We start from the raw sequence: 24,339 nt of genomic DNA on the forward strand, positions 1-24,339 counted from the left end.
GCAAAGCCGGCTCAGAACTCGAGCAGGTTGTCCCGCAGCAATTCATGCGCATAGGCCCTGCGCATCAGGCCGCGGCGTTGCAGGGCGGGCACCAGCCCGTCGGTGATGGTGGCGATCGAGCGCCGGCTGACATCCGGCAGCACGATAAGGAAGCCGTCGCCGCCGACCTCCTCCATGATCTCGCCCATCTGCGCCGCCGCGCTCTCCGGCGTACCCACCACGTCGACGCAATAGCCATGGCCGTAATGCGCGACGATGGCCTCGCGCAACGTGCGCTGGCCGGCCCGCACCAGGAAGGCTTGCAGCGTCGATTGCGTGCCATTGGTGCTGAGTTCGCCGACGGGCGCGTCGAGGTCGAAGTGCGAGAAGTCGATATTGGTCGCCCAACCGAGTCGCGCGAGCCGGGCAGGGATGTTCTCTGCGGTCTGCACCTGCCGCTGCTCGGCGAACCAGCGTGCCTGATCCTCGGTCTCGGCGACGATCGGCGAGAGCAGGAACAGCAGTTTGCTCTGGTCGGGGTCGCGCCCCATCGTCACCATCTGGGCGCGTATCTCCTCGCGATAGCGCTTCATGTTCTCGATGCCGCTCGGTGCGGCGACGATGGTGTCGGCATGGGCGGCGGCGAAGGCTCGCCCCGTGGCCGAGCCGCCGGCCTGGGCGATGACGGGCTGGCCCTGCGGGCACGGGCCTGAATTGAGCGGACCACGGGAGGCGTAGTATTTTCCCGCATAGTCGATGGTGTGGACTTTCGCCGGGTCGATGAGCATGCCGTTGGCCACGTCGTCGACGATGGCGCCGGGTTCCCACGACGACCAGAGCTTCTTGACGACGGTGGCGTATTCCGCCGCCATCGCATAGCGCTCCTCATGATCCGCCATGCCGTCGAGGCCGAAATTCTGCGCCGCCAGATCGTTGAAGCCGGTCACCAGGTTCCAGCCGGCCCGTCCGCCGGAAATCTGGTCGAGCGAAGAGATGATGCGGGCGGTGAGATAGGGATGGTAGGCGAAGGTCGACAGCGTCGGCACGATGCCGAGTCGGCGCGTCGAGGCCGCGAGCAGCGTCGCCACCACGGAGGGCTCCTGGCGTGGCACGCAGATGCCGTTCTTCAGGAAGATGTCCCGCGAAGCCTGCCAGTTCTCGCCGATGAAGATGGAATCCTCGATCAGCAGATAGTCGAAGCAGGCGCGCTCGATCGCACGGGCGAGGTCGACGAAGAGTTCGGCGCTCATCCAGTCGCGGCCGATGTTCCCAGTCCATGGCTCGCCCCAGGCCTGCGCGCTGGAGCCCTGAAGAAACCAGGACATGTGAAACGGCGACGCCATCACGTTCTCCTCGACCTTGGTCAGACGAGGACAAGGTGCGTGCGCGACCCTTCCCTGCAAATCACCCCAAAGGGGTATCCCCTGAGCGACGTCACGTCGCCGAAGCGTTTGTCGCATCGCAACAGTGGAGCTTCCGTAACGTCCTTCGCGACCGCGAAAAAACATGGATCAATCAATAGAAAAAAACGATCAAAATGATGTGGCGGTCTGACGCACCTTTCAGGCGCGATCCCGCGGTCGAAATGGAACCATTTCATATCAAACGTTCGAGCTATGCGAATTTTCGTGTTGAAATTCAGTGGCATTCTGCCTAGTTCCTTTGACAGGGATCAATGCGCCAAGGACATTCCGCTCCCGTGGCCACAGCTCGAATGATCGAAAATGTCGATTGATGAGACGTCGCTGCATCTGAAGAAATCACACGCCGCCGGTGGCTGGGGTGCTCTTCGCAGTTGCGGTAAGCACCTTCTCGCCAGTGGCTCCGCCCTCACCGGCGCGCGCACGCTGCTGAAGGCGAACCAGCCCGACGGATTCGACTGCCCGGGCTGTGCCTGGGGCGACCCGGAGCATGGCTCGTCCTTCGAGTTCTGCGAGAACGGGGTGAAGGCGGTCGCGTGGGAATCGACCGAGCGGCGCGCCACCCCTGCTTTCTTCGCCGCCCATACGGTGAGCGAGCTGCGGGGCTGGAGCGACTACGCGCTCGAGAATGTCGGCCGCCTCACTGAGCCGATGGTCTATGACCGCGCCAGCGACCGCTATCGCGCCGTCAGCTGGGAGGAGGCCTTTGCGGGCATCGCCGCCGAGCTGAACGCGCTCGCCGATCCGAACGAAGCCGAGTTCTACACCTCCGGCCGGGCCAGCAACGAGGCCGCGTTCCTCTATCAGCTCTTCGTGCGCATGTTCGGGACCAACAATTTCCCGGACTGCTCCAATATGTGCCACGAGGCGAGCGGGCTCGGCCTCATGCAGTCGGTCGGTGTCGGCAAGGGCACCGTTCTGCTGGAAGATTTCGAGCACGCCGACGCCATCATCGTGATTGGCCAGAACCCCGGCACCAACCATCCGCGTATGCTGGGCGACCTGCGGCGGGCCGCGATGCGCGGTGCCCGCGTGGCTGTGCTCAACCCGATCCGCGAACGCGGGCTGGAGCGTTTTGCCGACCCGCAGTCCAAGATCGAGATGATGCGTGGCGGCTCCACCGCCATCGCCAGCCACTATTTCCAGCCCAAGCTGGGCGGGGACATGGCCGCCATCCGCGGTGCCGCGAAAGTGGTGTTCGCCCGCGATGCCGAGGCGCGTGCCGCCGGCCGGCCGAGCCTGCTCGACACTGCCTTCATCGCCGAGCACACGGTCGGCCTCGATGCCTGGCGGGCCGAGGTGGAGGCGACCTCCTGGGAACGGATCGAGGACCAGTCGGGCCTGACGCGCACCGAGATCGAGACGCTCGCCGATGTCTATCTCGGCGCCGAGCGCGTGATCGCGACCTGGGCGATGGGCGTCACCCAGCACCGCCATTCGGTGGCGACCGTGCGTGAGATCACCAACTTCCTGCTGCTGCGTGGCCATATCGGCCGCCCGGGTGCGGGCCTGTGCCCGGTGCGGGGCCATTCCAACGTGCAAGGCGACCGCACGGTGGGCATCAACGAGAACGCGCCGGAGTGGTTCATCGCCGCGCTGGAGCGTGAGTTCGACGTGACCCTGCCGCGCGCGCCGGGGCACAATGTGCTCCACGCCATCCATGCGATGGTGGAAGGCCGGTCCAAGGCCTTCATCGGGCTCGGCGGCAATTTCGTCCGCGCCACCCCCGATACTCAGCTCGTCCACGACGCGCTGGAACGGTGCCGGCTCACCGTGCAGATCGCGACCAAGCCCAATCTCGGCCATATGGCGCCCGGCGCGGTTGCCTACCTGCTGCCCTGCCTCGGCCGCACGGAAATCGACCGCAATTCACGCAAGCGGCCGCAGATCGTGACCGTCGAGGATTCGATGAGCATGGTCCACGGCTCGGGCGGCATCAATCGTCCCGCCGCCGTTACCCTGCGTTCGGAGATCCAGATCATCGCCGGCATCGCCGCCGCGACCCTCGGCTCGACGAAGGTCGACTGGCTCGCCATGGCGGATGATTACGATCTGATCCGCGACCGCATCGCGCGAGTGATTCCGGGCTTCGAGGATTTCAACGTCCGTGTCCGTCGCCCCCGGGGTTTCCGGCTGCGCAACGCTGCCGCGGAGCGCGAGTGGAACACACGGTCGGGCCGTGCGGAGTTCTCCGACGCTCCGCTGCCTGAGGCGGTCGAGCACCAGCAGGTGCGCGGGCAGAAGGGTGCCTTCGTGCTGCAGACCTTCCGCAGTCACGATCAGTACAACACCACCATCTATGGCCTCGACGACCGCTATCGCGGCGTCTATGGCGAACGCCGCGTGGTGTTCGCCAACCCCGAGGACATCGCCGAACTCGGCGCCACGCCGAATGCGCGGGTGGACGTCGTCGGCACCGACCATGACGGGCGCAACCGCATCGCCGAGGATTTCCGCCTCGTCGCCTACGATATCCCGCGCGGCTGTGTCGCCGGCTATTACCCGGAACTCAATGCGGTTGTGCCTTTCAACAAGGCCGGCGAGGGCAGCGACACCCCGCTCTCCAAGTCGGTCATGGTGACTTTTCGGGCGAGGGCGGCATGAGCGCGCTTGAACCGTCCGTCACCGGGCCGGCCCGCGTCGAGGCCTGTCCCGTCGAGGCCGTCGCCGCGCCGGCGGTGCCGGATCCCGATAGCCTGATGGAGGACGTCGCATTCCTCGTTGACCGCGAGCCGCAGCTGAGCCCGCTCGACGCCGGCGTGCTGCTGGCGCTTGCCTACGGCATAGCGCGCGACACCCGCGCCTTCGCCCGGCTGTTCGGCATCGCCCACGCGCTGGTTCTGCGGGCGGCGAGCGATCTTGAGGATGGGCTGGGCCTCGTGGTTGTCGAGCAGAGGCAGGAGCGCAGCATGCGCAGTCATCTGCGCCTCTCCGATCTCGGTCGGCACATGCTGGCGCAGATCGGTCTCATGGACGCGCCGACCCTCAGCAAGGCGGGTTAGGCGCGCTTGGCGTTCGTGGGCCTGCGTCAGCCCAGCGTTTTGAAATGGACGGTGCGGTCGCGGCCCTCACGCTTGGCGGCGTAAAGGCCCATATCGGCCTGCCGGATCAGCGTCTCCGGGCGAATGTCATCGCCCTGCAGCGTCGCGACCCCGACGCTTGCGGTGACATAGGGCCGTGCGGGATGGGGCAGGGCGGCTTCGGCGAGCGCGGCGCGGATCAGCGCGGCCACGGCGAGCGCGCCCGCCGAATCGGTGTCGGGCAGGATGATCGCAAACTCTTCTCCACCGAAACGGCAGGCAAGGTCATAGGGTCGCCGCACAAGCCGCGGCAGCAGGGTGCCGACCGTCCGCAGGGTTGCATCGCCCGCCTGGTGGCCGGCGAGATCGTTGACCAGCTTGAACTGGTCGAGGTCGATCAGGAGCAGCGAGAGCGGCGCGCCGGTGCGGTTAGCCCGGCGGATCGCACGGCTCAGCTCGCTGTCGAAGCGCCCGCGATTGGCGAGGCCGGTCAGCGCGTCCTGATCGGCACGCTCCCGCATCTGCTGCGCCGTGCGCCAGCCCTCCACGGTGTCCGAGGTGATCGCCCCGAGATCCACGAGCGGGCCGAGGTCGAACGTCTCCCCCTTTCCCGGTTCGCGGCGAAGGATGCACAGCGAACCGATGGCCAGATCGGGCTCGATCATCACCGGCACGCCCGCATAGAAGCGGAACGCGATCTGGCCGGCGATCGGGTGTCCCTGCAGCCGCGGATCGCTCCGCAGGTCGCCGATCACCAGCGGCTTTCCGGTCTGGATGATGAGATTGCACACCGTGTTCCTGCGCTCCACCGTCGGCGGGAAGTCGTCACGGGTGATGGACTTCATCCACTGGGAGTGTTCATCGACCAGTCCGATGAAAGCGAGGTCGGCGTCATATACGCGGCTCGCCAGACGCGTCAGCCGCTCGAAACGCTCGTCCGCCGGGGTATCCATGATCTGACAGGCCGCCAACACCTCGAGCCTTGCGGATTCGTTCGAGGGCGGTTCCGGCATCCACATCAGGTGCTCTCCGTCAGGCGTCACAGACTGGCGACAGGATGGACGTGCTTGCCGGATGGAGGCAAGACGCAGTGGGAGGAGGCAAGACGTGGCGGGATGGGGCGATTGCGCGAAATGCATGGCTGGGCGCGTTAGGGCACCTGAGCGCTGATGTCCCGTCGATGATGTCTGTGTGGTCAGCTTCTGAGTTCGCGACGCCACGCGGCCGGCGTGGTGCCGAGATTCTGGCGGAAGGCGCGGGTGAGGTGGGCCTGGTCGCAGAAGCCGGTGGCGGCGGCGATGTCCGGCAATGAGAGCGCGCTGGCGCGCAACAGTTCCTGCGCGCGCCGAAGCCGCGCATTGGTCTGCCATTGGTGTGGCGGCAGGCCGGTCGCCGCCTTGAAGGCGTGGCTGAAATAGCTCGGCGAAAGTCCGGCGAGGTCGGCAAGCTCCTGCAGGCGGATGCTCCGCAGGCAGTTTTCCTCGATGTAGTCGACGACCCGGCGCAGCTGCCGTGTGGCGAGGGGCGTGCGCCGGCGCTGGTCGCGGCCTGAGGAGCGCACGAAATCCACCAGCAGCGCGGTGGCGAGGCTGTCGCCATAGAGATCGTGGAGCGTCTGCGGGTTCTGGCATTCGGCCGCGATGAGGCCGGCAAGGGTCAGCAGCCGCTCATCGGTGAACATCAGCCGTGGCGTCTCGAACGGTTCCGGCGCGAAATCCTCGGCGAGACGGGTGCGCAACATGTCGAGATCGAAATGCACGTCGAGATGCCGCAGATAAGTCGGCCGGGTGAAGCGCGACCAGAGCGGCACGCCGGCCGGGATGAAGCTGATCTGCCGGGGCGCATGACGCTTGCCAAGGTTCGCCTCGTTCGGCGCGAGCCGCAGTTCGAATTCGCCGCCGGACTGGTCGAGCAGGACGAAGAGGCGCGGATTGGCCGAGACATATTCGCCGCGCGAACCGAGACCGCCTTCGGCCTCCCAAAGCTCCACGAACACCCCGCCCCACATCCGGCGGTGCCCGTCATTCAGCACCGAGATGCCCTCGCGCCGTGCGGTCATGTTGGGAATGAAGCCCACGCGATCGCCTCCCTGCCGCATGTGTTGCCGCGGATGCATGGCGCATCGGCAACACTGTGTATCTTTCTGCCTTTCGCCGGATGCGATGAGCCAAAAACATACAAGGTTTGACAAGGCAGAACAATCATCGGGAAACGGTGATTGCTAACAGATGTCATGCACATCTGAGGTAATATCGGGGTTCTACCTTTGAATATCTCTGAGGAGTGCGTGCCGGGCGGATCTTATTTGGAATCATTGCAATGTATCGCGCGCCATTCACGTTGCTGCTGCTGAGCACTGCCCTCGGAGCGACGCTACCCCTGACGGGCGTGGCGATCGCCCAGCAGGCGCAGACCGGAGCCAGCGTCGACCTCGATGCCGTTTCGGTCGAGACTCAGGGCGATGCGGGGACCAGCCCGGTCAACGGCTATGTCGCCACCGCCACCTCAACCGGCATGAAGTCGGACGTGCCGGTCACCGAGATTCCGCAGTCGGTGTCGGTGATCGGCCGCAACGAAATCGACGACCGCAAGGCGCTGAAGGTCGACGAGGCGCTGCGCTACACAGCCGGTGTCCGGGCCGAGCCCTTCGGCGGTCCCGACCCGGACACCGACTGGTTCTACATCCGCGGCTTCAACGCCACGCAGACCGGCATCTTCCTCGATAATCTGTCTCTCTACAGCTATGCCTTCGGCGGCTTCCAGGTCGATCCGTTCATGCTGGAGCGTGTCGAGGTGCTGAAGGGCCCGGCCTCCGTGCTCTATGGCGGGTCGAGCCCGGGCGGCCTCGTCAATCTCGTGCGCAAGCGCCCGCAGGATACGAATTCCGGCTATGCCGAGATCGGCGTCAACAATTTCGGTAATGCTTATTTCGCCTTCGACATCAATCAGGTGTTCGGTGCCGCCGATCCGCTTCACGGCGGCCTTGCCACCAAGGCGCCGGTTGCCTCCGACCCCACCTGGATGGTCCGCGTCACCGGTCGCATCGCCGGTGGCGACCAGTACACGGACGAAAGCCACGACTTCCGCGGCGTGGTGATGCCGCAGATCACCTATCGCCCGTCGAAGGAAACCGAGCTGACCGTCTATGCGCAGATCGCTGCGCTGGACCAGGTCAATGTCGGCGGCAGCTTCCTGCCTTACTACGGCACGGTGAAGGATGCCCCCTTCGGCCGAATCCGCAGCGACGCCTATTTCGGCGAGCCTAGCCTCGACAACAGCCGCTACACCCAGACCATGGTGGGCTACGAGTTCTCGCATCTGTTCGAGAACGACTGGAAGTTCAGCTCCAGCGCCCGCTACGGCTATCTGAACAAGCGCGAGATCGGGCCCTATCCCTACGGCTATTACGACCCCTCGACCGGCTATGGCGGCCTCGCCCTGCCGGTGACGCCCGACAATCTGCTCTACCGCATCGGCTTCGAGGGCAAGAGCTACGTCAACAGCTTCGCCACCGACAACCGGGTGGAACATGAATTCGACACTGGCCCGGTTGCCCACAAGGTGGTCATCGGCACCGACTACACACTCTACAAGCTCGACAACTGGCAGGCTTCCGGCGGCGGCACGCCTATCAGCGCCAACAACCCGGTCTTCGGCGTGCCGCAGGGGCCGACCTTCGTCTATCTCGACCAGACCCTGACCCAGCAGCAGCTCGGCGCTTATCTGCAGGACCAGATGCGTTTCGGCGATGGCTGGATCCTGACGCTCAACGGCCGCTACGACTATGTGAACACCAGGTCCGAAAGCCCGGCCACCCTCACCTTTTCGCCGAACTACAAGATGGACGATACCGCCGCCACCGGCCGCGCCGGCCTCGGCTATGAGTTCGCCAACGGCGTCACGCCCTATGTCGCGGTGGCAAGCTTCTTCAATCCCGTGGTCGGGGTGAACGCCACCAATACCGGCTTCAAGCCGGAAGAGGGCTACCAGTACGAAGCCGGCGTGAAGATCCAGCCGATTGGCCTCGACGCGCTGATCACCGCATCGGTGTTCCAGATCACCCGGCAGAACGTCACCGTGCCGGATGTCAACAACATCTTCTTCAGCACCCAGCTCGGCGAGGTGCGTTCCTCCGGCTTCGAGCTGGAGGCCAAGGCGAACATCACCCGCAATCTCCGCCTGATCGGCACCTTCACGGCGCTCGACATGGAGATCACCAAGGACACCGACACCGCGATCATCGGCAATGAGCCCATGCTGGTGCCGAAGACCATGGCCTCGGCCTGGGCGGACTACAAGTTCGACACCGGCCCGCTCACCGGCTTCAGCGTCGGCGGCGGCGTGCGCTATATCGGTTCGAGCTGGGTGGACGACGAAAACACGCTGAAGGTGCCCGACGTGACGCTGTTCGATGCCGCCATTCGTTACGAGCGCGACCGCTGGGGCGTGGCCCTCAACGTCAACAACGTGTTCGACAAGCTCTATGTCTCCGGCTGCCAGGGCATCTCGACCTGCGGCTATGGCGACCGGCGGACCATCACCCTGTCGGCCCACTACAAGTGGTGAACCCTCCCTGATGCACGACACGCCCGCCGCCTCCATCGTCACGACGTCGGATCACCTCCGGCGTCGTGCCGTGCCCGCACCTGGCCGGGGAGGGTGCGCGTGAGGCGGGGAGGGACGCTCAGCCGCCGTCTTTTGCTCGCCGCCGGCGTGGCGATGGCTGCGGCGCCTCGCGGTCGAGCGGCCCCGTCCACGCGCGTCGCGACGCTCGACTGGGCGATCCTCGAGACGCTGCTCGCGCTCGGCGCTCCCCCCGTTGCCGCGGCAGAATTGGTGCAGTTCCGCGCCATTGCGGGGGAGGCGCTGCCGGCTGGAATTGCCGATCTCGGCCTGCGTGGCCTGCCCAATCTCGAAACGCTGCTGCTGGCGCGGCCCAGGCTGATCTTCAATTCGAATTTCTACGCCGCTCTGGGGCCGCGTCTTGCCGCCATCGCGCCGGTGGAGAGCTTCACGCTTTATCTGCCCGGACAGGCGCCTTGGGCGCCGATGGAGGCGATGACGCGCGCCGTCGCCGCGCGGCTCGGCCGTGCCGAGGCGGCCGAAAGCTACCTCGACAGCGTCGAGGCGGCGTTCAGCGGGCTGAGAGCGCAGCTTGGCATGCCGGGAGAGACGGTGCTGCCGATCAATCTGGGAGATACCGGGCACTATCGCAGCTTCGGCTTCGACAGCATGATCGGCGAGGCGTTGCCTCGGCTCGGCCTCGTCAATGCGTCGCCCGGGTCGACCCGCTATTCCGCCGCCGCCCCGCTCGGCATCGAGTCGCTCGCCGGCTACGGAACCGCGTCGCTGGCGATCATCGGTCCCACTGCACCGGACATCCGGGCGCGGCTCGATGCCAGCCCGTTCTGGCAGGACCTGCCGCCGGTGCGGGCCGGACGTGTGCTCTGGCTGCCGCCGGTCGATCCGTTCGGCGCCATCCCGTCCTCCCTGCGGTTCGCCCGGCTTCTGGTCGAGGCGCTGTGTGCCGCGCGGATGTCCGCCCGTGGCTGACCTTCGTCACCTGCCCGGAACAGGAGCGGCACTGCCAGGCGCGGTCTTGCCCACCGCGGTCTTGCCCGCCGCGCTGCTGCTGGTGGGCGGAATGCTCGCCGCCAGCCTCGCCTTGCGTCCGCATCTGCCGGGGCTGGATGAGGTGCTGCTCTGGCAAGTGGCTCTGCCCCGCGCCGTCATCGCGCTGATCGCCGGAGCCTCGCTCGGCCTTTCCGGCGCCCTGCTGCAGGCCGTGCTGCGCAACCCGATCGCCGATCCCTCCACTCTCGGAATCGCCGCGGGCGCCCAGCTCGCCCTCGTGCTCGGCGAGACGTTGCTGCCCGGCCTCCTGATCGCCGGGCGCGAGGCACTGGCCTTCGCCGGCGGCGCGGGGGCTGCGGCGCTGGTGCTGATGCTCGGCTGGAAGCGCGAGCTGGACCCGGTCACGCTCGTCATTTCGGGCATGATGGTCGCGCTGGCCGCGGGGGCGCTCGGCGCGACGCTGATCCTTGCCGGCGGCGACTACGTCATGTCGCTATTCATCTGGGGAGCGGGCGCGCTCAATCAGCAGGGCTGGGGCGGCACCGCACATCTCGCGCTGCGCCTCGTGCCCGCAATGCTGGCTGCGGCGCTCCTCCTCCGGCCGCTGGCGGTGCTGGGGCTCGACGATCGCGGCGCCCGCAGCCTCGGTGTCGGCGTTATGGGCGTGCGCGTTGCCGGCATCGCCATAGCGGTGTGGCTCGCCGCCGGGGTGACGGCGGAGGTCGGGGTTATCGGCTTCATCGGGCTGGCCGCGCCTGCCCTTGCCCGGCTGTCGGGGGCGCGGACGATGCGGCATATGCTCGTTGCCGCCCCGCTTGCCGGCGCGCTCATCCTGTCGGCGACGGACAGCCTCGTGCAGATCGCCGGCGCCCTTTTCGACGCGCCCGGCCATGACCTCGCCCCCACCGGCGCGGCGACCGCGCTGATCGGCGGCCCGCTGCTGCTCCTGTTGCTGCCGCGGCTGAAGGGGCGTGACCGGATCCGCCCCGCGGCGGGACTTGCCGTCACCCAGCGGCGGGCGCGGCCTACCCGGATGCTGTGCGCGCTCGCCGGTCTCGTCGTGCTGCTTGCCATCGTCGGGCTCACCGTGGGGCGCAGCGGCGAGGGCTGGCATCTCGCGGTGGGTGCCGATTTCATCGAGCTTTTCCCGATGCGCGCGCCGCGCCTGCTCGCCGCCGGGGCGGCCGGTGCCATGCTGGCGGCGGCGGGCCTGGTGCTGCAGCGCCTGACCGGAAATCCGATGGCGGGGCCCGAGGTGCTGGGTGTTAGCGCGGGCGGCGGCGTCGGGCTCGCGGCGGCGCTGCTGGCCGGCGCCGGTGCTGGCATGCTCGTCATGGCAGGCATGATCACCGGCGCGTTCATCGTGGTGGCGATCATGCTGCTGGTCTCGGCACGCACCGGTTTCGGCCCGGAACGGCTGCTGCTGGCCGGCCTCGCTGCCGGCTCCTTCGCCATGGCGCTCCTGTCCATCGTACTCGCCGGCGGCGGCATGGCGGCCTATCTGCTGCTCGTCTGGATGTCCGGCTCGACCGCAAATGTCGGCCCGGCCGAGGCGGTCGCGGTGGCATTGGGCGGCGCGGTTCTCATCGCTCCGCTCACTTTGCTCACGCGCTGGATGACCGTGCTGCCGCTCGGCGCCGCAGCAAGCCGCGCGCTCGGCCTGCCACTCGCGCCGGTGCGGCTGGTGCTCGCGCTGCTGGCTGCGGCGTTGACCGCACTCGCCTCCTTCGTGGTCGGGCCTCTCAGCCTGGTCGGCCTGATGGCGCCGCATATGGCCCGGCTGATGGGCTTCGCGCGGATCGGCACGCAACTGGGCGCGACGCTTCTGATCGGCGCGGCGCTGCTGATCGGCGCAGATTGGTTGTCGCGGATCGTGGTGTTTCCCTATCAGGTGCCGACCGGTCTTTTCGCCGCCCTTGCCGGTGCACCCTATCTGGCCTGGCTGCTGAGCCGCGCGCCGGATCCGCAGTCCTGACGGCTCCTTGCGCGTCAATTGTCGAACTTGCCCTCATATGTGAAGGCCGGCAGCCCCTTGATCTGGTCGCGGCTGAGGGCCGTGGTGCCGATCCATTTCTTGGCGTTGGCATCGAAACGCATGTTCAACGCGTCGGAGGGCACGACGACATAACGGTCACCCAGCCCAAGGAACCCGCCGACCGAGAGCACGAGGCCCTTCACCTTCAGCGAGCTATCGAGCACGAGATCCTTGATCTCGCCGACATCCTCATTGGCGGCATTGTGGATGTCCAGTCCGATGAGGTTCGACGCCATTGCGTCCGACTGCGCGACGGAGACGCCGGCGATGTCGGGAGCCGCGATCTGCGCGCTTGCGGGCAGGGCGAGCAGCGCCGTGGCAGCAAGGCCGAGAAGAAGAGCACGCATGGGGTTCTCCCACGAAAGGGTGCGCGGACGGCGCCTGAGCTGGGAAGTGAACGCGAGGCGCGCGCCGCTGTTCCCCGATGGTGCTCCGATCCGCACGGGCTGCGGCGGGTCCTTCCGGCGGACGGGACACCGGAAGGATCCGTTTCCGGTCCTGCGCATTCGGTTATTTACGCTTCATAACAGGTCAAGCAGGAGGGTAGGGCGAGCGTACGCTTCCTCCTGCGGCGCCCGCGCCAGCGGCAGACCGTGAACCGAGGGAAACAGCCATGATTGTACGCCATCTCCTTGCCTGCGCCGGTCTTGCGGCCGCACTCGTCGCCTCGCCCGTCTATGCCGCGGAGTCCGCTACCTGCGCCAAGCCGCGCTTCTCCGATGTCGGCTGGACCGACATCACCGCCACCACCGCCATGGCGGGCCAGATCCTCACCGCGCTCGGCTACAAGCCCGACATCGCGCTGCTGTCCGTGGCTATCACCTTCAAGACGCTGGAGAACGGCGACCGCGACATCTTCCTCGGCAACTGGATGCCGCTGCAGGAGCCGACGCAGGTGCCGCTGGTGAAGGCCGGCAAGATCGAGGTCGCGGCGACCAATCTCAAGGACGCCAAGATCGGCTTCGCCACCTCCAAGGCCGCCCGTGATGCCGGGCTGAAGACCTATGCCGACATTGCGAAGTTCAAGGACCAGCTCGGCGGCAAGATCTACGGGATCGAGGCCGGATCGAGCGCGAACAGCACCATTTCCAAGATGATCGCCGACAACACGTTCGGCCTCGGAACCATGACGCTGGTCGAGTCCAGCGAGCAGGCGATGCTCTCGCAGGTGGCGAGCCGCATAAAGCGCAACGAGCCGGTGGTGTTCTTCGGCTGGCGTCCGCACCCGATGAACGTCAACCTGCCCATCGCCTATCTGGAAAACGGCAATGACGTGTTCGGCCCGAATGATGGCGGTGCCACGGTGCTGACCCTCACCCGGCCCGGCTATGCCAAGGACTGCCCGAATGTCGCGCATTTCCTCTCCAACCTTGTCTTCGATGTGCCGATGGAAGACCGGCTGATGAGCGACATCCTCGACAAGGGCATGCAGCCCGAGGCGGCCGTGAAGGCGTGGATGAAGGAAAACCCCGCCCGCGTCGCGGTCTGGCTGGAGGGCGTCACGACCCTCGACGGCAAGCCTGGCATCGACGCAGTGAAGAGCGGGCTTGGTCTCTGAGGCGAGCCGCTCGCTCGAACGGGTTCGCGTGTCCCGCATCTGCGGTGTCCCGGCCGGCATTGTGCCGTCCGGGACACCGCGCTAGGGATTGAGACGACAGGAATCCGCTTCGCAGGCTGACGGTGCCGGATGAGCCTCGATTCGGTTAACCCGCAGCGCCCCCTCTGGTGGTTGCGCCTTCTGCCGGACAGCATCACCTGGGCCGCCCTCGGCTTCGCTCTGCGCACCACGGCCGCATCGCTGGTCGCGCTCTACATTGCGTTCCGGCTGGATCTCGAAGACCCGAAATGGGCGGCGATGACCGTCTGGGTGGTCGCCCAGAACAGTCGCGGCATGAGTCTGGCGAAGAGCCGGTACCGGATCCTCGGCACGCTTGTCGGCGCAGTGGTGGCGGTGACGCTGATCGCCCTGTTCGCCCAGTCGCCGGGCCTGTTCATCCCGGCCATGGCCGGCTGGCTCGGCCTGTGCACGGCGGTCTCGACCGGGCTGCGCAATTTCCGCTCCTATGGCGCGGTGCTCGCCGGCTACACTGCCGCGATCATCGCCTTCGACGCGGTCGCTCGTCCACAGGACGTGTTCGACATCGCGGTGGCGCGGGTGATCTATATCGGCCTCGGCATCCTCACCGAGAGCGTCTTCACCACCGTTCTCGCCCCGGGCTCTCCGCTGGCCGAAGTTCAGGCGCGGCTCGACGCCTATCTGCGCCGCACCGCGGAGATCTGCGCGCGGGCCGTGCAGGACGAGGTGAACACCGCCGCCTTCCAGCGCCTCTTTGCCAATGCGCTGGACCTCGATGTCGCCGCCGAATATGCCGCCGCGGCCTCGGCGACGGTGCGCCGGCGCTTCGGTCATCTGCGCGGGGCCAGCATCGCCGCCATGACGCAGCTCGCCGCGGCGCAGTCGCTCAGGATGCAGCGGGTGAGCCATGCGACCGACCATGCCGAGCCGCTGGCCGGGGAGACCGCCGACCTGCTCGCCGCCGCCTCGCGCACCCTTGACGTCGCGCCGGCCGCCTTGTCGCTGCGCGGGCGGGTGGAGGAAGCGCTGGCGCTGGAAGCCGCGTGCGAACCGCATTCCCGGCAGAGGCTCTTCGTCCTCGACCGGCTGGCCGGGCTGCTGGGCGGGCTGCACGAGGGCATCGTCCGCTACCGGCTATTCGGCGACGAGAACGCGCCGGCCTCGCGGCTGAGCTTTTCCTTCCACGTCGATCATCTCGCCGCGCTCCATAATGGCATTCGCGCCTTTGTCGGCGTGGCGCTCGGCTCCCTGTTCTGGATCGTGACGGCATGGTCGTCGGGGCCGACCTTCGTGGTGATATTGAGCGTCATCTGCGCTCTCTATGCAACGCGGCCCGATCCGGTGGGCGGCGGCATGGGGTTTCTCAAGGGGGGCTGCGCGGCGGTCTGCGCCGCGGCGCTGTGCAATTTCGCGATCCTGCCGCACATGACGACCTTCGCCGAACTGGCGAGCGTCATCGCCGTTTTCATGGTCGGAACGGGACTTGCCATGCGCCATCCCGGCACCGCGGCGCCGGCCACCAGCTTCGCCTTCCTGTTCCTCGACCTGATCGGCCCGGACAACAGCAGCCGGCCCGATCCCGCCGCCTTCTTCAACGGCGCGGTGGCGCTGCTCATGGGCGTCGGCTTTGGCATCGTGGTGTTCATGGTGCTGTTTCCGGCCGATCCGGCGGCTCAGCGGGCGCGGCTGCGCGCGGCGGCGCGGCGCGACCTTGCCCGCATCGGCCGCAACCCCGCGCGCTTTACGACCGAGCATTGGCTGAGCCGCATGGCGGATCGCCTGCGCCTTCAGGCCGCCGCCGACCGCGGTCTGCCGGAAGAGGAGGTGGAGGCCAATCTGCGGGACATGATCGCCGCGCTGACCATCGGCCAGGCCGTCCTTGCCCTCGCCGGGCTGGCCCGGCAGGTGCCGACGCTTCGGGACGCCATGGACCCTGTGCTCCGGCGGCTCGGCGCCCGCGACGGGCCGGGCATGGCGGAGGCGGCCCGGCGCGCAGCCGACCGGCTCGGCGCCGCCCTTATCGACCCTTCCCTGCACGATCCCGGCAGCATCGCGCGGCCGGCGTTGATCCGCGGCATCGTGCTGCTTCAGGACATGTCCGACGCCGTGTCGGCCCGCCCGCGCAGCCTCGCCCCCTGATCAGCGCCGGCCGCGCCGCGCCGCCGAGGGCGGGGTGCCGAACTGCCGGCGGAAGGCGCGCGACAGCGAGGCGATGGCGGAAAATCCGGTGCGCTCGGCGATGTCGGCAATGGGAAGATGGGTGTCCAGCACCAGCCGCCGCGCCGCATTGAGCCGCAGCGCGACGTAATAGGCGCCCGGCGACACCTCGACGATCTTGAGGAACAGCGTCTCCAGCGCCCGGGTCGATATCCCGACCCGGCGGGCGATGGCGGCGATGGTGAGCGGGCGGTCGATATGGGTTTCCATCATGCGGATCGCCTCCGCGATGCGCGGTTCATGCTGGCGGATGCGGCCCAGCGAGACGATGGGCTGCACGTCGGAGCCCGTGCGCACCTCCTCATAGATGTAGAGGCTGGCCACATCGAGCGCGGTGGAATAGCCGTTGCGGGCCCGGATCATCGACAGCATGCAGTCGAGCGCGGGGGTTGCCCCGCCGGTGGTGAAGATCGGTTCATCCACCACGAAGCGGTCCGGGTGCACGTCGGCCTGCGGGAAGCGGGCGGCGAAGTCCTCGAGGTCTTCCCAATGGGTGGTGGCGCGCCTTCCGTCGAGCAGGCCGGCAAAGCCCAGCAGCCATGAGCCGGATTCGATACCCCCCGTCACCGCCGACCGCCGCGCGCCCGCCTTTATCGCCCGCAGGATCTTCGGCGTCGCATAGCTCGACGCTTCGAAGGCGGCGATGACGATGAGCACGTCCTGCCGGGCGGAAGGATCGAAGGTGCCGTCCACCGGGATCGGCAGGCCGCAGCTCGCCATCGGCATGCCCCCGTCCATCGACACCAGCTTCCAGCGATAGGCCGGGCGGCCGAGAATGCGGTTGGCGCCGCGCAGGGGGTCGAGCGTGGCGGCCAGCGAGAGCAGCGACAACCCTGGAAAGAGCAGCAGCGTGACGTCGAGCGGCGCGTCGGAATGGGCGAAGATCATCGCGGCGGGCCTCGTCTGCGGGTCGTTTCCGCGCGTCGGAAAGGGTTGTGAAGGGTGCTTCGTGAAATGAAAAAGCAGCTTCGTAAAAAGTGACGTCACGCTTCCGCTTTGCCGTCAAGCTCTCCTCATCCACCTGGGAGAGCCTCCATGCCTTTGTCGATGAACCGGGACGTCTTCATCACCTGCGCCGTCACGGGGGCGGGGGACACCACGGGACGCTCGCCGCATGTGCCGATCACGCCGCAGCAGATCGCGGAATCAGCGATCGATGCCGCGAAGGCCGGCGCCGCCGTGGTGCACTGCCATGTGCGCGATCCGAAGACCGGCGCCGCCTCGCGCCGTCGCGACCTGTTCCGCGAAGTGACGGACCGCATCCGCTCGGCCGAAGTCGACGTGGTGCTGAACCTCACCGCCGGCATGGGCGGCGACCTCGTCTTCGGTTCGGTCGAGGCACCGTTCCCGGTGAATCCGGCCGGCACCGACATGGCGGGCGCCACCGAGCGCGTCGCCCATGTGGCCGAGTGCCTGCCGGAGATCTGCACGCTCGATTGCGGCACGATGAACTTCAATCTCGGCGATTACGTCATGACCAACACGCCCTCCATGCTACGCGAGATGGCGCGGCAGATGACGGCGCTCGGCGTGCGCCCGGAGATCGAGGCCTTCGACACCGGGCACCTCTGGTTCGCCAAGCAGCTCGCCGAGGAGGGGCTGATCGAGGACCCGGTGCTGATCCAGCTGTGCATGGGCATTCCGTGGGGCGCGCCGGACGACCTCAACACCTTCATGGCGATGGTCAACAACGTGCCGGCGAGCTGGACCTTCTCCGCCTTCTCCATCGGCCGCAACGCGATGGCCTATCCCGCGGCGGCGGTGCTGGCGGGCGGCAATGTCCGCGTCGGACTGGAGGATAACCTCTATGCCGGCAAGGGCCAGCTCGCGACCAACGCCCAGCTCGTCGAGAAGGCCGCGACCGTGGTGACGAACATGGGTGCGCGCATCATCGGCCCGGCCGAGGTCCGCGAGAAGCTGAAGCTGGTGAAGCGTTGAGGAGCGGGGCCATGAACGGAACAACGAACGGGACATCCGACGCCATGACCCACACGACCGCTTCGACCACGGCCTTCGCCCCGATCACGCGGGCCGCCTGCATCGGCGGCGGCGTCATCGGCGGCGGCTGGATCGCACGCTTCCTGCTCGCCGGCATCGATGTGAAGGTCTTCGATCCGCACCCGGATGCCCAGCGCATCGTCGGCGAGGTGCTGGCCAATGCGGAGCGTGCCTATGGCCTGCTCACCAGCGTGCCGCTGCCCCCGCGCGGCCGGCTCACCTTCTGCGCGACGCTGGAAGAAGCGGTGCGGGATGCCGAGTGGGTGCAGGAGAGCGTGCCGGAGCGCCTCGATCTCAAGCAGCGCGTGCTCGGGGAGATCGACGCGACCTGTCCGGCGCAGGCCCTGATCGGTTCCTCCACCTCGGGCCTGCTGCCCTCCGAGCTGCAGACGACGCTCACTCACCCGGAGCGCCTCTTCGTCGCCCATCCCTACAACCCGGTCTATCTGCTCCCGCTGGTCGAGATCGTCGGCGGCAGGGCGACCGCGCCGGCCACCATTGCGCGGGCCAAGGCGGTGCTCGATGCGATCGGCATGAAAGGGGTCGTGATCGCTCGCGAGATCGAGGCCTTTGTCGGCGACCGGCTGCTGGAGGCGCTGTGGCGCGAGGCGCTGTGGCTCATCAAGGACGACATTTGCGACGTCGAGACGCTCGATGACGTGATCCGCTATTCCTTCGGCCTGCGCTGGGCGCAGATGGGCCTGTTCCAGACCTATCGCATCGCCGGCGGCGAGGCCGGGATGCGCCATTTCCTCGCCCAGTTCGGGCCCTGCCTGCAATGGCCGTGGACGAAGCTGACCGATGTGGTCGACCTCGACGACGCCCTGGTCGAGAAGATTGGCGCCCAGTCCGATGAACAGGCGGCGGGCCTCTCCATCCGCGAGCTGGAGCGCATCCGCGACGAGAATCTCGTCGGCATCCTGCAGGCGCTCAAGACCGGGCATGGCGACAGGGGCTGGGGTGCAGGCAAGCTGCTCGGCGACTTCGAGGCGCGCCTTGCCGCGCAGGTCGCGCCGGCGCCGGCGCTCGACATCACCGCGCCGCTGGAGTTGGTGGAAACGAGGGTTTCACCGGCCTGGGTCGACTATAACGGGCACATGACGGAGCACCGCTATCTGCAGGTGTTCGGCGACACCACCGACGCGCTGCTGCGCCTCATCGGGGTGGACATCGCTTATGTCCAGGCCGGCCATAGCTACTATACGGTCGAGACGCATCTGCGGCATCTCGACGAAGGCAAGCTTGGCGAGGAACTGCGCTCCACCTGCCAGATCATCGCCGTGGACGACAAGCGTCTGCATGTCTTCTACCGGTTGTTCGCCGGCCCGGAGCGCCGCGAGATCGCGACCGCGGAACAGATGATGCTTCATGTCGACACCAAGGCCGGGCGGGCGAGTCCGTCACCCGAGCCGGTCATGGCACGCCTGCGGCCGATCGCGCTGGCACACGCCCGGCTCGAGCCGCCGGCGGGAGCGGGAGGCATCCCGGCCCGACGCAAGGAAACCGCCGCGGCGTGAGGGCCGCGAGGGCGCTTTATCCATCGAGGGCGTTCCGCAGCACGCGGAACGCCGCATCGTTCATCTGCGCCACGTTGAAGCGCATCAGGCCAGTGGCCGACTGCGCCAGGCTGAACACATTGCCGGGCGCCAGCACCACGCCCTCCCGCAAGGCGGCCCGCGCCACGTCGGCGGCGTCCCGCTGCCCCGGCAGGCGACACCACAGATAGAAGCCGCCGCGCGGCACCGTCCATGGCACGATGCCGAGCGTTCCAAGCCTTGCGGCGACGTCCTGCCGCTGACGGGCCAGCCGCGTGCGCAATTCGGCGAGGTGCCGGCGATAGCAACCATCGGCGAGCGTGGTGGCAACGATCTCCGCGGCCATCGGACCCGGTCCGCCGAACTGGGTCGCCACCTGCAGGTCGATCAGGCGCTCGACGATGTCGGGTCGCGCCACGACATAGCCGCAGCGGATCGAGGCCGAGAGCGTCTTCGAAAAGCTGCCGATACGGATCACCCGCGCCAGCCCGTCCAGCGCGGCGAGGCGCGGGGTAGGATCCGGCTCGAAATCGGCGAAGATTTCATCCTCCACGATGGTCAGGTGATGCGCGGCCGCCAGAGATAGCAGGCGGTGCGCGACGGCGGGCGCGAGCGTCGCGCCGGTCGGGTTGTGGAGCGCGGTATTGGTCAGATAGAGCCGTGGCCGGTGGCGGGCGAGCGCCTCGGCAAAGGCGTCGAGGTCCGGTCCGGTCGGGCTGTAGGGCACGCTGACGAGCTGCATCCGGTGGGTGCGCAGCGTCGCGAGGAAGTTGAAGTAGCAGGGATCGTCGACCAGCACCGTGTCGCCCGGCTCAAGCAGCAGCCGGCAGACCAGGTCGACCGCCTGCGTGCCCGAGGAGGTGAGCAGCACCTGCTCGGCGCCGATCTCGATCCCATCCGCCACGCTGCGCCGGGCGATGAGGGCGCGCAACGCCGGCGACCCCCGCGTTGCGCCGTAGTCGGCCAGCACACCGGGCTCGGCCCGCGCCAGCGTGCGCAGGGCGCGGCGGATCACCGGCGCCGGCATCCAGTCCGGCGGCAGCCAGCCGCAGCCGGGCCGAAGCGTGCCGGGCGCGGCGTCGAGCGACTGGCGCGATACCCAGAAGGGGTCGATGGCGCGGTCGCGCGGCGGGGCCGGCTCGGCATGCAGCGCCGCCGGGGCGAAGCCGGCGACATAGAAGCCGGAGCCGGGGCGGGCGCGCACCAGCCCTTCCGCCACCAGCCGGTCATAGGCCTCCACCACCGTGGAGGGCGACACCTGCATCTGCCGCGCGAGCGCGCGGATCGAAGGCAGCTTCTCGCCCGCCGCGAGGCCGCGGCTCGCAACCCGCCGGCGGATGACCGCCATCACGGCCTCGGTGCGGGTTGCCGCGGGCGGCGCGGATGCGTGTTCACCTTCGCCCGGCATTGGCGGCGCCGGGAAGGCATCGTCGCTCGCGCGTTCCGTCATGGCTGCGCCCCGTTCTCCGGCGTTGATGTTTTTCGAAACTGTATGGGTCATCAGGCCCATACTGTTTGGCCCAACCGTATGGAAGCGTTTCTGTCGCTTGCGCGCAAGCCGCGCTATCGCGGGTGCTGCGTCAGGAGGAATGTCATGCGCGAGGGAATGGATGGCTGGGGCAGCGGGCTGCTCGGCGTGGTGATCTTCAGCGGCTCGCTGCCGGCGACACGGCTCGCGGTGGGCGGCTTCTCGCCCCTCTTCCTCACCTCGGCCCGTGCCGTCATCGCCGGGCTGATCGGCGCGGCGCTGCTTGTCCTGCTGCGCCAGCGCCGGCCGGCGACCTCGGACCTGCCCTCGCTCGTCATCGTCGCCTTCGGCGTGGTGATCGGCTTCCCGCTGCTCACCGCCTTTGCCCTCCAGCACATCACGGCGGCCCATTCGGTGGTGTTCATCGGCCTGCTGCCGCTGGCGACAGCGCTGTTCGGCGTGCTGCGCGGCGGGGAACGGCCGAAGCCGGCCTTCTGGCTGTTCTCGCTGGTGGGAGCGGGCGCGGTGGCCGGCTTCGCGCTGGCGAACAGCGCGGGCGCCTCGCTCTCCGGCGACCTGCCGATGCTCGCGGCGATCCTGGTGTGCGGGCTCGGCTATGCGGAAGGAGCGAAGCTCTCGCGCCGGCTCGGCGGCTGGCAGGTCATTTCCTGGGCACTGGTGGTGGCTCTGCCGGTCATGGCGGTGCTGGCGCTGGCGACTCACCCCGCAGGATGGACCGGCATCGGCATGCCGGCGTGGCTGGGCCTCGGCTATGTCTCGGTGTTCTCCATGCTGGTCGGCTTCGTGTTCTGGTATCGCGGCCTTGCCCGCGGGGGCATCGCCGGCGTGGGGCAGCTCCAGCTGCTGCAGCCGTTCTTCGGCCTCGCCCTGGCGGCGCTGCTTCTCGGCGAGCCGATTGCCTGGCCGATGGTCGCGGTGACCGGGCTCGTGGTGGTCTGCGTCGCGGGCGCCCGCCGCTTCGCCTGAAGGGCCCGTGGTCTCGCTTGTGTCGCGGCAGCGGGGCATGCTGCCGCAGGCCTTGCCGCGCCCTTGCGCATATACCCCCGGCAGTATATCAGGTACTCCCATGAGTATAGGATCGCCGCTGCCCGGAGGGTTCCGTGCCGCATTCCCCGGATGACAAGAAGCGCGCTCTGGCGCGCCTTCGCCGCATCAAGGGCCAGGCCGAGGGCCTCGAGCGCGCGATCGAGGCGGGGGCGGCCTGCTCGGTTCTGCTACAGCAGATCGCGGCCCTGCGCGGTGCCGCTGGCGGCCTCATGGCCGAGGTGCTGGAGAGCCATCTGCGCGACACCTTCGGTCCGCCGCCCGTCAGCGACAGCGCCGCCACCGCCACACCCGCCTTCACCGTGCCGCCCGCCGAAGAGATGGACGAACTCGTCAGGATCCTGCGCACCTATCTGAAATAGCCGCCGATCCTGCCCCTTTCTGGAGAGAACCGACATGAAGTCCCGCGCTGCCGTCGCCTGGGAGGCGAAGAAGCCGCTCACCATCGAGACTATCGAGATCGGCGGGCCGAAGCCCGGCGAGGTGCTGGTCGAGATCATGGCAACCGGCGTGTGCCACACCGACGCCTATACGCTGGAAGGGCTGGATTCGGAGGGCAAGTTCCCGGCGATTCTCGGCCATGAGGGCGCGGGCATCGTGCGCGAGGTCGGCGCCGGCGTCACCTCGCTGAAGGTCGGCGACCACGTCATTCCGCTCTACACGCCGGAATGTCGCAACTGCAAGACCTGCCTCTCGCAGCGCTCGAACCTGTGCACCTCGATCCGCGCCACCCAGGGCCAGGGCCTGATGCCGGACCACACCTCCCGCTTCTCCTGCGATGCAATCGGTGGGAAAAGCTCGGAGATCTTCCACTATATGGGCTGCTCGACCTTCTCCAACTTCACCGTGCTGCCGGAGATCGCGCTCGCCAAGGTCCGCGAGGACGCGCCCTTCGACAAGATTTGCTACATCGGCTGCGGCGTCACCACCGGCATCGGCGCGGTGGTCTATACCGGCAAGGTCTGGCCCGGCGCGAATGTCGTGGTGTTCGGTCTCGGCGGCATCGGCCTCAACGTGATCCAGGGTGCCCGCATGGTGGGCGCGGATCGGATCATCGGCGTCGACATCAACCCGGCCAAGGTCGAGATGGCGAGGAAGTTCGGCATGACCGACTTCATCAACCCCAAGGATGTCGGCAACGACAAGGTGGTGCAGGCGATCCAGGACCTCACCGATGGCGGCGCCGACTTCACCTTCGACTGCACTGGCAATGTGAACGTGATGCGCCAGGCGCTGGAAGCCTGCCACCGCGGCTGGGGCACCTCCATCGTCATCGGCGTGGCGCCGGCGGGGGCGGAAATCTCCACCCGCCCGTTCCAGCTCGTCACCGGCCGCAACTGGCGGGGCAGCGCGTTCGGCGGCGCGCGCGGGCGCACCGACGTGCCGAAGATCGTGGACTGGTACATGGAGGGCAAGATCAACATCGACGACCTGATCACCCACACCATGCCACTCGACCAGATCAACACCGCCTTCGACCTGATGCACGAGGGCAAGTCGATCCGCTCGGTCGTGATCTACTGAGGGCAAGCGCGATGGAAACCGTCTCCAAGGCCAAGTCCCATGGCGGCGTGCAGGGCGTGTATAGGCACGACTCCGCCGCCACCGGCACCGCCATGACCTTTGCCGTCTTCGTGCCGCCGCAGGCGGAAGCGGGGCCGGTGCCGGTCGTGTGGTATCTGTCCGGCCTCACCTGCACCCATGCCAATGTCATGGAGAAGGGCGAGTACCGGGCGGCGGCGGCCGAGCATGGCGTCATCATTGTGTGCCCGGACACCAGCCCGCGCGGCGAGGGGGTGCCGGACGAGACGGACAACTGGCAGTTCGGCTCGGGCGCGGGTTTCTATCTCGACGCCACCGAGGCGCCCTATGCGGCCAATTACCGGATGTCGTCCTACATCCTCGACGAACTGACCGGGCTGATCGCCGCCGAATTCCCGGCCGATATGACCCGGCAGGGCATCTTCGGCCATTCCATGGGTGGACACGGCGCGCTCACCATGGCGCTGAAGAATCCGGGCCGTTTCAGAAGCTGCTCCGCCTTCGCGCCTATCGTCGAGCCCTCCACCGCCGACTGGTCGCGTCCCGCGCTCGAAAAATACCTCGGCGCCGATCCGGCGAGCTGGCGTGCCTATGACGCGGTGGCGCTGATGGCGGATGGCAGGCGCTTCCCGGAATTCCTGGTGGATCAGGGCACGGCCGACCCGTTCCTCACCACCGGCCTGCGCCCGGAACTGCTGGAGGCGGCCTGCGCCCGCGCCGGCATCCCCCTCACGCTCAACATGCGCGAAGGCTACGACCACTCCTACTACTTCATCTCGACCTTCATGGCCGACCACCTCGCCTGGCACGCCAGGCGGCTCTCGGCATAAGGAGCTGCCGAGCGCTTCGCTCGACTGGCGGCCTCGGCGCGAGATTTCCGTGCGCCGCATGGTCGGAACATGAGCGGAC

Annotated in this window: 19 protein-coding genes; 13 read left to right on the plus strand and 6 right to left on the minus strand. The window is 67.8% G+C overall.

What is annotated here, in order from left to right; translation table 11 throughout:
- Positions 1–11 precede the first annotated feature (11 nt).
- Positions 12–1,322, minus strand: coding sequence for an NtaA/DmoA family FMN-dependent monooxygenase (locus tag MWN34_RS02705; RefSeq protein ID WP_247026257.1), 1,311 nt, complete (start codon positions 1,320–1,322; stop codon positions 12–14).
- A 381-nt stretch (positions 1,323–1,703) separates the two neighbouring features.
- On the opposite strand from MWN34_RS02705, the gene MWN34_RS02710 reads away from it, so the two are divergent.
- Together MWN34_RS02710 and MWN34_RS02715 are read left to right on the plus strand one after the other, a co-directional pair.
- Positions 1,704–4,004: an FdhF/YdeP family oxidoreductase gene (locus MWN34_RS02710; protein ID WP_247026258.1), complete on the plus strand. Its 2,301-nt coding sequence runs from the start codon at positions 1,704–1,706 to the stop codon at positions 4,002–4,004.
- Positions 4,001–4,402, plus strand: a complete 402-nt coding sequence (locus MWN34_RS02715; protein WP_247026259.1) for a hypothetical protein — start codon at positions 4,001–4,003, stop codon at positions 4,400–4,402. Before MWN34_RS02710 ends, MWN34_RS02715 begins: the two co-directional genes overlap by 4 nt.
- A gap of 26 nt (positions 4,403–4,428) precedes the next feature.
- Here MWN34_RS02715 and MWN34_RS02720 read toward each other — a convergent pair whose 3' ends face one another.
- Together MWN34_RS02720 and MWN34_RS02725 are read right to left on the minus strand one after the other, a co-directional pair.
- Entirely contained in the window at positions 4,429–5,439 is a 1,011-nt protein-coding gene (locus MWN34_RS02720) for a GGDEF domain-containing protein (RefSeq protein ID WP_247026260.1), read from the minus strand.
- Positions 5,440–5,615: 176 nt separating this feature from the next.
- Complete coding sequence (locus tag MWN34_RS02725; RefSeq protein WP_247026884.1) at positions 5,616–6,479, minus strand: helix-turn-helix domain-containing protein; 864 nt, start codon at positions 6,477–6,479, stop codon at positions 5,616–5,618.
- Between the two features lie 260 nt (positions 6,480–6,739).
- Here MWN34_RS02725 and MWN34_RS02730 point away from each other — a divergent pair, with 260 nt between their 5' ends.
- From MWN34_RS02730 to fhuB, 3 genes are all read left to right on the plus strand, one after another.
- On the plus strand, positions 6,740–8,986 hold the full coding sequence (locus MWN34_RS02730; protein ID WP_247026261.1) for a TonB-dependent siderophore receptor: 2,247 nt from the start codon (positions 6,740–6,742) through the stop codon (positions 8,984–8,986).
- 99 nt (positions 8,987–9,085) lie between these two features.
- Positions 9,086–9,973 carry an iron-siderophore ABC transporter substrate-binding protein gene (locus MWN34_RS02735; protein WP_247026262.1) on the plus strand — a complete coding sequence of 296 codons (888 nt, stop codon included), beginning with the start codon at positions 9,086–9,088 and terminating at the stop codon, positions 9,971–9,973.
- Positions 9,966–11,969, plus strand: coding sequence for a Fe(3+)-hydroxamate ABC transporter permease FhuB (gene fhuB / locus MWN34_RS02740; RefSeq protein WP_247026263.1), 2,004 nt, complete (start codon positions 9,966–9,968; stop codon positions 11,967–11,969). The genes MWN34_RS02735 and fhuB overlap by 8 nt, the downstream gene beginning before the upstream one ends.
- A gap of 14 nt (positions 11,970–11,983) precedes the next feature.
- Here the strand turns inward: fhuB and MWN34_RS02745 are convergent, their stop codons facing one another.
- Positions 11,984–12,376 carry a PRC-barrel domain-containing protein gene (locus tag MWN34_RS02745; protein ID WP_247026264.1) on the minus strand — a complete coding sequence of 131 codons (393 nt, stop codon included), beginning with the start codon at positions 12,374–12,376 and terminating at the stop codon, positions 11,984–11,986.
- 266 nt (positions 12,377–12,642) lie between these two features.
- On the opposite strand from MWN34_RS02745, the gene choX reads away from it, so the two are divergent.
- Both choX and MWN34_RS02755 read left to right on the plus strand, forming a co-directional pair.
- A complete protein-coding gene (choX, locus tag MWN34_RS02750) occupies positions 12,643–13,587 on the plus strand; it encodes a choline ABC transporter substrate-binding protein (protein ID WP_247026265.1) in 945 nt (314 codons plus the stop codon).
- 129 nt (positions 13,588–13,716) lie between these two features.
- A complete protein-coding gene (locus tag MWN34_RS02755) occupies positions 13,717–15,744 on the plus strand; it encodes an FUSC family protein (protein ID WP_247026266.1) in 2,028 nt (675 codons plus the stop codon).
- On the opposite strand, the gene MWN34_RS02760 is transcribed toward MWN34_RS02755, so the two are convergent.
- Positions 15,745–16,710, minus strand: coding sequence for a GlxA family transcriptional regulator (locus MWN34_RS02760; protein ID WP_247026267.1), 966 nt, complete (start codon positions 16,708–16,710; stop codon positions 15,745–15,747).
- Between the two features lie 147 nt (positions 16,711–16,857).
- Here MWN34_RS02760 and bcoG point away from each other — a divergent pair, with 147 nt between their 5' ends.
- Both bcoG and MWN34_RS02770 read left to right on the plus strand, forming a co-directional pair.
- Positions 16,858–17,760, plus strand: a complete 903-nt coding sequence (gene bcoG / locus MWN34_RS02765) for a 3-dehydrocarnitine:acetyl-CoA trimethylamine transferase BcoG (protein ID WP_247026268.1) — start codon at positions 16,858–16,860, stop codon at positions 17,758–17,760.
- Between the two features lie 44 nt (positions 17,761–17,804).
- Positions 17,805–19,337 (plus strand): carnitine 3-dehydrogenase, encoded by a 1,533-nt coding sequence (locus tag MWN34_RS02770; RefSeq protein WP_247026886.1) that lies wholly within the window; start codon positions 17,805–17,807, stop codon positions 19,335–19,337.
- 16 nt (positions 19,338–19,353) lie between these two features.
- On the opposite strand, the gene MWN34_RS02775 is transcribed toward MWN34_RS02770, so the two are convergent.
- Entirely contained in the window at positions 19,354–20,703 is a 1,350-nt protein-coding gene (locus tag MWN34_RS02775; protein WP_247026888.1) for an aminotransferase-like domain-containing protein, read from the minus strand.
- A 246-nt stretch (positions 20,704–20,949) separates the two neighbouring features.
- Between MWN34_RS02775 and MWN34_RS02780 the strand changes: the two genes are divergently transcribed.
- The 4 genes from MWN34_RS02780 (at position 20,950) to fghA (ending at position 24,260) form a co-directional block, all read left to right on the plus strand.
- Complete coding sequence (locus MWN34_RS02780; RefSeq protein ID WP_247026269.1) at positions 20,950–21,810, plus strand: DMT family transporter; 861 nt, start codon at positions 20,950–20,952, stop codon at positions 21,808–21,810.
- A gap of 134 nt (positions 21,811–21,944) precedes the next feature.
- Positions 21,945–22,250, plus strand: coding sequence for a metal/formaldehyde-sensitive transcriptional repressor (locus MWN34_RS02785; protein WP_247026270.1), 306 nt, complete (start codon positions 21,945–21,947; stop codon positions 22,248–22,250).
- 34 nt (positions 22,251–22,284) lie between these two features.
- Positions 22,285–23,412, plus strand: coding sequence for an S-(hydroxymethyl)glutathione dehydrogenase/class III alcohol dehydrogenase (locus MWN34_RS02790; protein ID WP_247026271.1), 1,128 nt, complete (start codon positions 22,285–22,287; stop codon positions 23,410–23,412).
- 11 nt (positions 23,413–23,423) lie between these two features.
- A complete protein-coding gene (gene fghA, locus MWN34_RS02795) occupies positions 23,424–24,260 on the plus strand; it encodes an S-formylglutathione hydrolase (RefSeq protein WP_247026272.1) in 837 nt (278 codons plus the stop codon).
- Positions 24,261–24,339 lie beyond the last annotated feature (79 nt).

This window comes from Ancylobacter crimeensis, from assembly GCF_023016805.1.
GTDB lineage: Bacteria > Pseudomonadota > Alphaproteobacteria > Rhizobiales > Xanthobacteraceae > Ancylobacter > Ancylobacter crimeensis.

Excerpts from the sequence above, each read along its gene's own strand:
- MWN34_RS02770 (WP_247026886.1), top strand. The coding sequence starts at position 17,805 with ATGACCCACACGACCGCTTCGACCACGGCCTTCGCCCCGATCACGCGG.
- choX (WP_247026265.1), top strand. The coding sequence starts at position 12,643 with ATGATTGTACGCCATCTCCTTGCCTGCGCCGGTCTTGCGGCCGCACTC.
- MWN34_RS02745 (WP_247026264.1), bottom strand. The coding sequence starts at position 12,376 with ATGCGTGCTCTTCTTCTCGGCCTTGCTGCCACGGCGCTGCTCGCCCTG.
- MWN34_RS02715 (WP_247026259.1), top strand. The coding sequence starts at position 4,001 with ATGAGCGCGCTTGAACCGTCCGTCACCGGGCCGGCCCGCGTCGAGGCC.
- MWN34_RS02720 (WP_247026260.1), bottom strand. The coding sequence starts at position 5,439 with ATGTGGATGCCGGAACCGCCCTCGAACGAATCCGCAAGGCTCGAGGTG.
- MWN34_RS02725 (WP_247026884.1), bottom strand. The coding sequence starts at position 6,479 with ATGACCGCACGGCGCGAGGGCATCTCGGTGCTGAATGACGGGCACCGC.
- MWN34_RS02780 (WP_247026269.1), top strand. The coding sequence starts at position 20,950 with ATGCGCGAGGGAATGGATGGCTGGGGCAGCGGGCTGCTCGGCGTGGTG.
- MWN34_RS02710 (WP_247026258.1), top strand. The coding sequence starts at position 1,704 with ATGTCGATTGATGAGACGTCGCTGCATCTGAAGAAATCACACGCCGCC.
- MWN34_RS02705 (WP_247026257.1), bottom strand. The coding sequence starts at position 1,322 with ATGGCGTCGCCGTTTCACATGTCCTGGTTTCTTCAGGGCTCCAGCGCG.
- MWN34_RS02790 (WP_247026271.1), top strand. The coding sequence starts at position 22,285 with ATGAAGTCCCGCGCTGCCGTCGCCTGGGAGGCGAAGAAGCCGCTCACC.
- MWN34_RS02730 (WP_247026261.1), top strand. The coding sequence starts at position 6,740 with ATGTATCGCGCGCCATTCACGTTGCTGCTGCTGAGCACTGCCCTCGGA.
- MWN34_RS02755 (WP_247026266.1), top strand. The coding sequence starts at position 13,717 with ATGAGCCTCGATTCGGTTAACCCGCAGCGCCCCCTCTGGTGGTTGCGC.
- fghA (WP_247026272.1), top strand. The coding sequence starts at position 23,424 with ATGGAAACCGTCTCCAAGGCCAAGTCCCATGGCGGCGTGCAGGGCGTG.
- bcoG (WP_247026268.1), top strand. The coding sequence starts at position 16,858 with ATGCCTTTGTCGATGAACCGGGACGTCTTCATCACCTGCGCCGTCACG.
- MWN34_RS02775 (WP_247026888.1), bottom strand. The coding sequence starts at position 20,703 with ATGGCGGTCATCCGCCGGCGGGTTGCGAGCCGCGGCCTCGCGGCGGGC.
- MWN34_RS02760 (WP_247026267.1), bottom strand. The coding sequence starts at position 16,710 with ATGATCTTCGCCCATTCCGACGCGCCGCTCGACGTCACGCTGCTGCTC.